The organism is Dyella sp., assembly GCF_035685805.1.
GTDB lineage: Bacteria > Pseudomonadota > Gammaproteobacteria > Xanthomonadales > Rhodanobacteraceae > Dyella_A.
On the sequence record NZ_DASSAB010000043.1, the window covers coordinates 93904 to 105449 of the forward strand.

Consider the following 11546-nt stretch of genomic DNA (forward strand, 5'->3'; position numbering starts at 1 on the left):
GGAGCGCGCTACTTGCGCGGCGCCTTGCGCCGGATCCAGCTGATCTTGCCGTTGCCCTCCAGTCGCGCGATCACCACGTCGCCCTCGTTTTCCATCCCGGCCAGACGCAGCTCGCGTTCGAACAGGCTCCGGGAAATGTCGTGCCGGCGCAGTGCCGAGTTGTCGCGCCGCCCGTCGCGCGCGATCACCGAAGGCCGCGATTCCAGCAGGCGGTCCAGCCACGGCCAGCGCACGCGCGCCGACGCCAGCAGCTTGTCCACCAGCAGGATTGCCGCCACCGCGATCAGCGGCGCCACGAACGAGGTGTCGTCGCCCATGATCGCGGTGCGCACCGAGCTGGAGAGCACCACCAGCACCACGATGTCGAACGTGGCCATCTCGCCCAGCGTGCGCTTGTCCGCCAGGCGCAGGTAGACCATCAGCACGGCATACACAGCGATGGCGCGCAGCGCGAATGCCCACCAGGGCATGCTCATGTCGAATAGATGGTTCATGGCGGCTCCTGCGTCTGTCGGCATCGAAAAACGGACATGCGCCAGCCCTGTCGGCCGGCACTGCGGCGTGCTGGCGGCTCGGCGTCACGCGGAATGCGCCGGCCGGTGGCGGCACGTCACACTGGCGCAGTTTCCGAGCGCAGCGATTCGCGCACGTAGGCCAGCGTGCGCTCGGTGCGTTCGCTCGTCAGCGCAGCCACCGCGTTGGCGGGCACCCACAGCGCCACGCCGCGCGTATGCGCTTCGGTGGCCGAGCTGAGCACGCAGGAGTCTGCGGCGATGCCGGTGAGGATCAGCCGTCGCACGTCGAGCATGTCCATCAGCGAGGGCAGCGGTGTCTGGTAGAACACCGAGTGGCGCGGTTTCAGCACGAAGTAATCCTGCGCCGCCGGCTTCAGCGCGGTCGCGATGGCGCGGCCCCGGCTGCCGCGCGCCGCGGCCCAGCGCACCAGCGCCTGCAGGTCGGTGTTCCAGCGGCCGAAGTTGTCGTTGACGTAGAGCACCGGCACACCGGCGCGATGGCACTGCGCGCGCAGCGTGCGCAGGGTGGGCACCAGCGTGGCGGCGGCATCGCGCATGCGCTCGCCGTCGTCGAACGCAAACCGGCTGATCATGTCGATGATCAGCAGCGCGTCGCCCCGGCGCGGCCGCTTGCGCCTCATGCGGCAGCAGGCTGCCCATGGCCGGTCGGTCGCGGCGCCGTCAGTTCACCCGCGACAGCGCCGTCATTCATCGCCCAGCACCTGCTCAACTTCCTCGCGGCGCAGGCCTTCGTAGGTGCGGCGATCGCCGTCGGTCATCAGCTCGGCGAAGCAGCTGACCGTCTCCGGGCTGCCCTCCAGTTCGCGTGCGTGCAACCAGGCGCGGTAGCCCTGCCGCACCAAGTGCGCGAGTGCGAGCGTTACCGTCATGCGTTGTCTCCTTCGTGCCAAGGTGGTGGCAAGGTTGTCGGCGCACGCACGCTCGAGTGGCCGTCGCCCACGCCGTGGATGGCCAATGTGGAGCGCGAGCGCTCGAGCAGCCAGCCACGCTCGCCGCTGGGAAGGGCGCGCAGCAGTCGCCGCGTCGCCACCCGCCATGCGCGCTCGAACGCCGCCGTGTCGTGGTGTCGCTGCAGCAGGCGCACGGCGACGTCGTCGAGCTGGCGCAGCATGCGGTTGCGGGAGGCGATCATGATCGGGCCGGGCGTCTGCGGGCGCGTGCAGCATCCACGGCCGCGCGTGCAGGCGTGGAGCAGCGATCGTCAGCAGGCTCTTCAACGGGCGGGCGCTCGCCGGCGCGGCCCGGCGCGCCGGCGGCCCCGGCGACCGCATGTTCCATGCAGACGGGCGCGGCGATCGCGCCGGCGCGGGCAGGCTCCAGCGCAGGCTCCTCGATGCTCCCGTGCGGCGCGTGCCGCGCCAGCGCGCTGCCGTGGATCAGGCGGTCCTTCATCCAGCCGATCAGGATCCGCACGTAGGCGTCGCGGCTTTCCTCGTCCGACAGGGCGTGGGTGGCCTGGGCGATCACCCGGTAGCAGGTGGAGTGGGTGATCTGCAGTGCGCGCCGGTAGCTGGTGAGGGTAGGGCGCGGCACGATCGTGTCGCGCTCGGACTCCACGATCAGCGCGTCGCCGTGGAACCGGCTGCATGCGCGCAGCGCCCGATTGTCCGCCGGGGCGATCACCCGTCGCCGATAGTTGGCCAGATCCTGGCGCTGCGCCAGCTCCTGCTTGGGCAATTCCCACTCGCTGTCGCGGTAGAGCGCTGGCGCGCGCAGGGCGAGCCATGGGAAGTGCCGTCGCTCGGTCAGCAGTGCAGCGAGGTAGCCGCCGTAGCTGCTGCCGACCACCGCGATGGCGTTCTCGTCCACGTGCGGATGCGCGGCAAGGAAGTCGAACGCCGCGGTGACGTCGTCGAGGTTTTCCCCGCGGGTCACTTCGCTGCGGCGCGAGCGGGCGGCGTCGTGCCCGGTCAGGTCGAAGGTGAGGCAGATGCAGCCCAGCGCGGCCATCTCGTGCGCCACCCGCAGGTACTGCTCCTTGTTGCCTCCCCAGCCATGCACCAGCAGGGCACCCGGACGGCGGGCCGGTGGTACCACCAGCGTGCCCGCCAGCTCGCTGTCGCGCACGGCGACATGGACGGTTTCACCAGCCAGGGACATCGCCCAGCACCTGCACGAACTTCAGCCTAGGGGTGTCGACGGCATCGGGCTGGCGATACAGCACCCATGCGTCGGCGGGCGCGCGACGGTCGTCGTAGCGCTCCACCGTGCGCGCCGCCACGCAGCGGCGGCGCGGGTTCTCCAGCAACAGCCGCGCCGCCTCGATCTCCGCGCCGCTGGCGCCACCGATGCGCCACGACTGCTCGAGCACGCCCGAACGCAGCTGGCCGCGCGCATCACGGCCCTGGATCACGTCGTAGTTGGCGCGCGAGATCAGCGTGCCGGGAAAATGCGCCAGCACCGCCAGATGAAAGTGCCGCGCCTGTTCCAGCGCCAGCCGGGTCTGCCCCGGCAGCGGCAGCGAACGCAGCACGTCCAGGCCGCCGCGCACGCAGTAGAGGTCGGAGCCGGCGTAGGCCTGCTCGCCGCTGGCCAGGGTGACGCTGCGCTGCACGCCGCAGTAGCTCACGCGGATTCCGCCCAGGTGCACCTGGCCAATGCTCACCGTGCGGGCCTCGTCCAGCTCCGGCTCCAGCACCACGCCGTGCGTGCGCAGGGCGGTGTGGTCGAACAGCATCGCGCAGCGGGCGAGCTCCTCGCTGGAACGCAGCACCGACTGTCCGCGGCCGCCGCAGCCGCTGGCCGCCTTCACCCGCACCGGGCCGCTGCGCCGCAGCAGCTGGCGCGCGGCCGCCACGGCATGACGCGAGTCGAAGGCGCTGTAGCCGGGCAATACCAGATCCTTCACCGCGGACGCGAAGCGGTCCGACCACCCTTCGGGCACCGGTGCGTCCGCGCTGACCCGCCGGTGCACCACCGCCTTGGTGGCGACGAAGCGATGCGGCACCACCCCGCCGAAGAACTGTTCCACCGTGTTCAATTGCCAGCGTCCGGCAGCGGCCGGATCGAGCGTGTCGTACGGCACCAGGTACGGCATCGGGCCCTGCCACTGTGCAGCGGTGGTCCGCTCGTCCACCGCCTCCATGCCGCACATGCCGGCAATGCGCTCGGCCAGCCGCTGGTGCGTCACGCGGCGGTGGTCATCGGGGGCATCGGTCGGGTCGCCCAGGTACAGCAGGCGGCCATTCGGAGCGCTCGCGCGCCGATCCGCGATGGCGGCACGGGTGACCGGATCGCTGGCCTGCGCCGCCACGCGGTGGTCGAAAAAGCGGCCGGCCGACACCATCGAACGACGGCGCAGGGAGGGATCAAGGGACATGGCGGCACCGTGCGTGGGCGGCCAGCGCCCGTCGTGAGGCAGGATCGGGCGACCGGCGTGGATGATCGGTGCGCCAGACGTCAACCAGCTCATCCACGTCCGCGCCGGAGCCTCATGCGCTTCCAACATGCCCCGCGCTACCATCACGGGTCTCTGTGCCGAGGCCATTCGCGACGCGCAGGACGGTCACCGCAGCACGCCGCTGCGATGGTCTTCAGACGCACCCCGGAGCCTCCATGCAAGACGACATCGCCCGCACCAAGGCACTTCCCGATCCCGAAGAACGCGGTCACCTGAAGAAGAGCGACCTCGAGTTCCCGGTGGTGGGCATCGGTGCCTCGGCCGGTGGACTGGCGGCGGTGCAGCGGCTGCTGGAGCAGTTCCCCAAGAAGCCGGGCATGGCGTTCGTGGTGATCCTGCACCTGTCGCCGAAGCACGAGAGCACCGCCGACGCCATCCTGCAGCGCGCCACCGACATGCCGGTGAGTCAGGTGCGTGCGCCGGTGCCGCTGGAGAAGAACCACGTCTACGTCATCTCGCCGCGCAAGCAGCTGTCGATGAACGACGGCTACCTGCGACTGGTGGACATCGAGCGCCCGCGCGGCCGGCAGGTGGCGATCGACTACTTCTTCCGGGCGCTGGCGCACGTGCACGAGGAGCGCGCGGTGGCCGTGGTGCTGTCCGGCAGCGGCACCGACGGATCGGCTGGCATCGCGCGGGTGCGCGAGCTCGGCGGCATCACCCTGGCGCAGTCGCCGGATGACGCCGAGTACGAGGAAATGCCGCGCGCGGCGATTGCCACCGGGGCGGTCGACATCGTGCTGCCCGCCGCCGAAATGGCCGAGCGCATCCTGGCCGCCCAGGGCGCGGCGCGGGTGGTGTCGCAACTGGTCGAGCCGCTGGAGAAGGGCGGGGCGCACAAGCGCGCCGAGGGCGATGAGCTCAAGCGCGCCGAGCGGCTGGTGGAGGAGATCCTGGCGATCCTGCGCGCGCACACCGGGCACGATTTCCGGCATTACAAGCGCGCCACCATCCTGCGCCGGATCGAGCGGCGGATGCAGGTCAACGGCATCAAGGAGCTCGCCGGTTACCGCGACTTTTTAGAGAGCACGGTGAACGAGCGTCCGGCGCTGCTGCAGGACATGCTCATCAGCGTCACCAACTTCTTCCGCGACCGCGACTCCTTCGAGGCGCTGGAGCGGCTGGTAGTGCCGCAGCTGTTTCTTGCCCGTGATGGCGCGGACACCGTGCGCGCCTGGGCCGCCGGCTGCGCCACCGGCGAGGAGGCGTACTCGATCGCGATGCTGCTCAGCGAGGAGGCCGCCAAACACCGGCTGGGGCCGGCCACGCAGGTGTTCGCCACCGATATCGACCACAGCGCCGTGACCGCCGCGCGCAGCGGCGTGTACCCCGCGTCGATCATCCCCGACGTGCCGCCCTCGCGCCTGAGCCGGTTCTTCACCAAGGACGGCGAGGCGCATTTCCGCGTGCAGAAGAACGTGCGCGAGAAGGTGCTGTTCGCCCACCACAACCTGCTGCAGGATCCGCCGTTTTCCAAGCTGGACCTGATCACCTGCCGCAACCTGCTGATCTACCTCAACCGCGAGGTGCAGCAGGACGTGCTGGAGATGTTCCATTTCGCGCTGCGGCCGGGCGGCTACCTGTTCCTGGGCAGCTCCGAATCGGCCGATGCCGCGGCGCGGCTGTTCGCCGTGGTCGACAAGAAGCACCGCATCTACCGCGCCAAGGAAACGGTCCGCTCCATCTCCAAGAGCCTCAACACCAGCGGCCTGGGCAGCAAGCCGTCGCCGTTGACCGAGCTGCGCGCGCCGCTGCCGCCCAAGCGCAATGCCCAGTTGTCCGAGCTTCATTCGCGCCTGATCGAGCGGTTCGCCCCGCCCAGCATTCTGCTGGGGGCTGATTACGCGATGTTGCACATGACCGAGTCGGCCGGGCGCTACCTGCGCCACGTCGGCGGGCCACCCTCGTTCAACCTGCAGGCACTGATCCTGCCGGAGCTGCGGCTGGCGCTGCGCACCTCGGTGTTCAAGTCGCAACAGGAAAAGCGGGTCGTCGAATCGCAGCCGGTGGCGGTGATGCGCGACGGCCGCCGATTCTTCGTATCGCTGTCGGTGCGCGCGGTGGCGCCGTCCGACCAGGGCGCGGACGACGTCAGCCTGGTGCTGTTCCACGAGGCGGAGGAGGGCGCGGTCTCGGTACCGGTGAGCTCACCTGCCGACGACCCGGTGGTGCTGCAGCTGGAGGACGAGCTCAAGCGCACCAAAGACCAGCTGCAGATGACGGTGGAGCAGTCGGAGATTTCCGGCGAGGAGCTGAAGGCATCCAACGAAGAGCTGCAGTCGATCAATGAGGAACTGCGTTCGGCGACGGAGGAGCTGGAAACCAGCAAGGAAGAACTCCAGTCGATGAACGAGGAGCTCATCACCGTCAACCACGAGCTCAAGGTGAAGGTGGAGGAAACCAGCAAGATCAACGACGACCTGCAGAACCTGATCGCCTCCACCGACATCGCCACGGTGTTCATCGACCGCGGCATGTGCATCAAGCGGTACACGCCACGGGCGATCGACATTTTCAGCATCATCCCGTCGGACATCGGGCGCTCGCTGATGGACATCACCCACCGGCTGCAATACGACGAGCTGCTCAACGACGCGGTGGAAACCTTCCAGTCGCTGCGCACGATCGAGCGTGAGGTGCGCAGCAACGACGGGCGCTGGTACATCGCGCGGATGCTGCCCTACCGCACCACCGAGGACCGCATCGAAGGCGCGGTGCTGACCTTCTTCGACATCACCGGCCGGCGCCGTGCCGAGGAAGAGGCGAGGAAGAGCGAGGAGCACATCCGGCTGGTTGCCGAAAGCACCGACCACGCCATCATCACCTTCGACCTGGACGGCACCATCACCAGCTGGAACAAGGGCGCGGAGCGCATCTTCGGCCACGCCGGCGCAGACGCCATCGGCAGTTCCGGCGAGTTGATCTTCACCACCGAGGACCAGTCCCACGGCGCGTTCCTGCAGCAGCTGGGCACCGCGCGCCGCAACGGCCGTTCGCTGGACGAGTGCTGGTACCTGCGCAAGGACGGCAGCACCGTGTTCTGCAGCGGCACCACCGTGCCGCTGAAGCAGGGCGGGCTGCACGGCTACGCCAAGATCATCCATGACGCCACGCGCGACCGTTATCGCGCCGGTGAGCGCGAGCGCCTGCTGGAGGCGGAAAAGGCAACGCGCGAGGCGGCCCAGCAGGCGAGCCGGCTGAAGGACGAGTTCCTCGCCACCATGTCGCACGAGCTGAAGCACCCGCTCAACCTGATGCTGATGAACGCCGAGCTGCTGTCGATGCTGCCGGAGATCAAGCAGAACGAGGCGGCCCGCCGGGCCGCGTCGGTGGTGCGCAGCTCCATCCTCAGCCAGGGCAAGATCATCGACGACCTGCTCGACCTGTCGCGCATCAGCACGGGCAAGTTCGCGCTCGCGCTGGGCGCCGTCGACCTGTCCGAGAGCGTGCGGCGACTGGCCGCCGCCAATGGCGAGGAGGCGGGCCGGCGCGATATCTCCTTCGAGATGAAGATGCCGGATGAGCCGGTGGTGGTGACCGCCGACCAGGTGCGCATCGACCAGATCATCTGGAACCTGCTCAGCAACGCGCTCAAGTTCACGCCGGCGGGCGGGCGCGTGACGCTCACGCTGGCGGTGACCGATGCGCAGGCCGTGCTGGCGGTGCGCGACAACGGCCGCGGGATTACGCAAGACCAGCTCGAGCAGGTGTTCGAGATGTTCCACCAGGGCAACAGCCAGGCCAACCGCGATGCGGGCGGCCTGGGCATTGGCCTGGCGCTGGTGCGTCAGCTGGTGGGGCTCCACGGTGGCACGGTGGAGGCCGCCTCCGACGGGGCCGGCAAGGGCGCCACGTTCACCGTGCGGCTGCCGCTGGGTGCGCGCTCGCCGAGCGAGCCCGAGAGCCCGGCTGGGAACATCCTGCAGGACCTGCGCATCCTCATCGTCGATGACGCGGTGGACATCCTGGAGCCGTTCCGCAGCGTGCTGGAAATGATGCACGCCAGGCCCACGTGCGTCAGCAGCGGGGCGCAGGCGCTGGAGGCGCTTCAGCGCGAGCCGTTCGACGTGCTGCTGTCGGACATCGGCATGCCCGAGATGGACGGCTACGCGCTGATCCGGGCCGTGCGCGCGCTGCCGCAGGGGGAGACCATGACGGCCATCGCGCTGACCGGCTATGGCCGCGCCCAGGATCAGAAGCAGGCCCTGGATGCGGGTTTTGACGCGCACATCAGCAAACCTGTGGCATTGGAGGCCCTGCTGGCCGCGCTGCAGCGGCTGCGCGGCTAGCGCCGCGGCATCTCGCCGGTATACCTGTCGACGCCCACGCGCCGCGGGCGGCAACGGAACTGCAAAGGAGCAGCATGCAAACCTGGCCTCTGGGCGACAGTGCGTCCGCACGACGCATCCGCGAACACGACTGGGCGGCCACCCCGCTGGGCCCGTGCGACACCTGGCCACCGAGCCTGCGCACCATGGTCGACCTGATGCTGGCGGCCGCGCACCCGGCGCTGGTGGCCTGGGGCCCGGCGCTGGTGCTGCTCTACAACGACGCCTTTGCCGCAGTGCTTGGCACACGCGACGCCGCCGCGTTCGGCCAGCCGGGCCGGACGCTGTGCGGGGCGCAGTGGCCGGCCTTGCAGCCGGTGGTGCGGGCCACGCTCGACGGCGAGCCGCAGCTGTGGGCGGACCACAGGCTGGCCCTGGACGGCGCCGACGCGGATCGCTGGTTCACCGTCAGCTGCACGCCGCTGCGCGACGAGGCCGGCGAGGTGGCCGGCGTTTACTGCGTATGCATCGAGACCACCGCCGAGGTGCGCGGGCACCAGGCGCTGCGCGGCAGCCGCGATCGCCAGGCGCTGCTGTTGCGACTGAGCGACACCCTGCGTGCGCTGACCGACCCGGTCGCGATCCAGCTCGGCACCGCGCGCCTGCTCGGGCGCTACCTTGCGCCGGACCGTGCCGGCTACGCCGAGCTGACCGACGACGGCGAGCAGCTGCACGTGCTCGAGGAGTGCCTGGCGCCGGATCTGCACACTCTCAGTGGCTTCCATCCGCGCGAGCGGGTCGACGCGGCGTGGATCGAGCGGCTGGAACAGGGCCAGTCGCTGCGCCTGGAGCGGCTGCGCGACCCGGCCTCGTCGGCACCACCCGAGGAAGCGGCGAGCTGCCCCGAAGGGTGGGACGCGGGCGCGTGGCTGGTGGTGCCGGTGCGGCGCGAGGGCGCCTCGCGCGGCGCACTGTATCTGTACCAGCGCGCCGTGCGGCGCTGGAGTGAGGCCGAGGTGCGCCTGCTGGAACGGGCAGCGGTGCGGGTGGGTACTGCCTTGCAGTGGGCCGAGGCAATGCAGGCACTGCGCGCGGGCGAGCGCCGCCGACGGTTCCTGCTGACGCTGAGCGACACGCTGCGCGGGCTGGATGATCCGGCCGCCATCGCACGGGCGGGCTGCCACCTGCTGGGCGAGCACCTGCTGGTGGACCGGGTGGCCTTTCTCACCGATGGCGGCGCCCAGGAAGGACTGCAGACCTGGTGCCGTGGCGGTGAGGAACACGACGGCCGGGAGCCGGCGGGCAATGCGGCGGTTGACATGGCCCGGCCGGAGCGGGTGATGCGTCAGCTGCTGCGGGACGCCGAGAGCGTGGCATGTGCCGACACGCGCTTCCTGTCCGCGCCGGACCCGGCGCTGCAGCAGTCCCTGGCCGACGCCGGGGTGGCCGCGTTCTGCGCCTTCGCATTTCGCGACGACGCCCGGCATCCCGCCGCGCTGCTGGCAAGCAGCCGGTCGCCGCGTTCCTGGACCGACGAGGAGACCGAACTGGCCCGCGAAGTCGGCTCCCGGCTGTGGCTGGCCAGCGCGCGGGCCAGCGCGATGGCCGAGCTGGCCGTGCGCGAAACCGAACTGGCGCAGGTGCAGACGGCTGGCGGCGTGGGCGGCGTGATCGTGGATCTGTCCGGCGTCCTGTCCGGCGGGCGCTCGCCGGAATACCGCAACCTGCACGGGCTGGCGCCGGAGATCACCCACGAGACGCACGAGCAGTGGCTCGCGCGGGTGCACCCGCAGGACCGCGACGCAGCCGAAGCGCGGCTGCGGGCCGCCATCGAGAGCGGCGAGGACTACGCCAGCGACTACCGCATCGTGCGGCCGGACAACGGCGAGATCCGCTGGATTTCCGCCCGCGCGAAGATCCAGCGCGACGAGCACGGCAGGCCGCTGCGGCTGATCGGCATCCACATGGACTCGACCGAGCGGCACACCATCGAGGAGGCCCTGCGGCTGAGCGAGCAGCGCCTGCACACGCTGGTGACCGGCGTGCCGCAGCTGGTGTGGCGCGGGGTCGGCGCCGGCCAGTGGACCTGGGCCAGCCCGCAGTGGACCGAGTACACCGGGCAGTCGCTTGAGCAGAGCCGCGGCTGGGGCTGGCTCGAGCCGGTGCACCCGGACGACCGCGAGACGGCGCGCGCGGAGTGGGCGGCTGCTGCCGGCGACGGCAGCTTCAGCGCCGAGTACCGCCTGCTCAACCACGCCGAGCAGCGCTACCGCTGGTTCCGCACCCGCGCCACGCCGGTGCGCAACCGCGACGGCAGCATTTCCGAGTGGCTGGGCACCTCCACCGACGTGGACGACCTGCGCCGGCTGCAGCAGCGCCAGCAGGTACTGGTGGACGAGCTGCAGCACCGCACGCGCAACCTGATGGGCGTGATCAGCGCGCTGTCGCGCCGCACCGTCGCCAGCAGCGACAGCCTCGACACCTACGCGGCAAGTTTCGACGACCGTCTGGCGGCACTGTCGCGCGCCAACAACCTGCTGTCGCGGCTGGGCGAAGGCGAGCGGATCTCGTTCGATACGCTGATCCGCACCGAGCTCGATGCGCTGGGCGCGTTCGAGCACAGCGTGGGCACGGTGGAGCTGGACGGTTCGGCGGACATCTACCTGCGCTCGCGCACGGTGCAGATCTTCGCGCTGGCGCTGCACGAGCTGGGCACCAATGCGGTGAAGTACGGCGCCTTGGCGCGTAGTGGTGCGCGGCTCTCGCTGCGCTGGCGGCGCGAGGAGCAGCCGGGGCAGGCGCCGCAGCTGCTGCTGGAATGGCGTGAGTCGGGGTTCGCGGTGCCGGCACCGCAGCGCTCGGGCTACGGGCGCGAGCTGATCGAGCGCGCGCTGCCTTACCAGCTGGGTGCGCAGACGCGACTGGAGTACGGCGTTGACGGCGTTACCTGTGTGATCCGCGTGCCGATATGGGCACGCCGCAGGTCGTGAGGCGGGGCGTGCGTGGCTGTACCGGGTGCCGGATGCGGACCACGCTCGCGCCCGGCGTCATGCCTGCTGCACCGGTCGCTGGCTAGCATCGGCTCTCCTCATGGCCAAGCGTAAGGAGATCCCCATGCCGAAGCAGCCGATCAAGCACGGCACCGGTGACCGCAACAACAACGACGTGGCGCGCAAGGACGCCAAGATCCACGAGCGTCGCGACCGCGAGAACGAGCGCAGCGACGAGCATCGTGACCGCGCTGACGAGCACCGTACCGGCAACGACGAGCCGCCGTCGGACGGCGCGCGCCTGCCCTGAGCCCGGGCGAACCGCCAGCCAGGCCTTCGCCTGCAGAACGAA

Annotated in this window: 9 protein-coding genes; 3 read left to right on the forward strand and 6 right to left on the reverse strand. The window is 70.3% G+C overall.

Annotated elements, in window-relative coordinates; all coding sequences use genetic code 11:
- Positions 1–8: 8 nt before the first annotated feature.
- The 6 genes from VFG40_RS12705 to VFG40_RS12730 form a co-directional block, all read right to left on the reverse strand.
- Positions 9–494 (reverse strand): DUF421 domain-containing protein, encoded by a 486-nt coding sequence (locus VFG40_RS12705; RefSeq protein ID WP_324898015.1) that lies wholly within the window; start codon positions 492–494, stop codon positions 9–11.
- 116 nt (positions 495–610) lie between these two features.
- Positions 611–1156, reverse strand: coding sequence for a cysteine hydrolase family protein (locus VFG40_RS12710; RefSeq protein WP_324898017.1), 546 nt, complete (start codon positions 1154–1156; stop codon positions 611–613).
- Between the two features lie 63 nt (positions 1157–1219).
- Positions 1220–1405 (reverse strand): hypothetical protein, encoded by a 186-nt coding sequence (locus VFG40_RS12715; RefSeq protein WP_324898019.1) that lies wholly within the window; start codon positions 1403–1405, stop codon positions 1220–1222.
- Complete coding sequence (locus VFG40_RS12720) at positions 1402–1668, reverse strand: hypothetical protein (RefSeq protein ID WP_324898021.1); 267 nt, start codon at positions 1666–1668, stop codon at positions 1402–1404. Before VFG40_RS12720 ends, VFG40_RS12715 begins: the two co-directional genes overlap by 4 nt.
- Positions 1665–2636 carry an alpha/beta hydrolase family protein gene (locus VFG40_RS12725; protein WP_324898023.1) on the reverse strand — a complete coding sequence of 324 codons (972 nt, stop codon included), beginning with the start codon at positions 2634–2636 and terminating at the stop codon, positions 1665–1667. The genes VFG40_RS12720 and VFG40_RS12725 overlap by 4 nt, the downstream gene beginning before the upstream one ends.
- Positions 2620–3855, reverse strand: a complete 1236-nt coding sequence (locus VFG40_RS12730; protein ID WP_324898025.1) for a DUF3182 family protein — start codon at positions 3853–3855, stop codon at positions 2620–2622. The genes VFG40_RS12725 and VFG40_RS12730 overlap by 17 nt, the downstream gene beginning before the upstream one ends.
- Positions 3856–4091: 236 nt before the next feature.
- Here VFG40_RS12730 and VFG40_RS12735 point away from each other — a divergent pair, with 236 nt between their 5' ends.
- The 3 genes from VFG40_RS12735 (at position 4092) to VFG40_RS12745 (ending at position 11504) form a co-directional block, all read left to right on the forward strand.
- A complete protein-coding gene (locus VFG40_RS12735; protein WP_324898027.1) occupies positions 4092–8225 on the forward strand; it encodes a CheR family methyltransferase in 4134 nt (1377 codons plus the stop codon).
- Positions 8226–8299: 74 nt separating this feature from the next.
- Positions 8300–11194 (forward strand): PAS domain-containing protein, encoded by a 2895-nt coding sequence (locus VFG40_RS12740; protein WP_324898029.1) that lies wholly within the window; start codon positions 8300–8302, stop codon positions 11192–11194.
- A gap of 124 nt (positions 11195–11318) precedes the next feature.
- Complete coding sequence (locus tag VFG40_RS12745; RefSeq protein ID WP_324898031.1) at positions 11319–11504, forward strand: hypothetical protein; 186 nt, start codon at positions 11319–11321, stop codon at positions 11502–11504.
- The last annotated feature ends 42 nt before the right edge of the window (positions 11505–11546 follow it).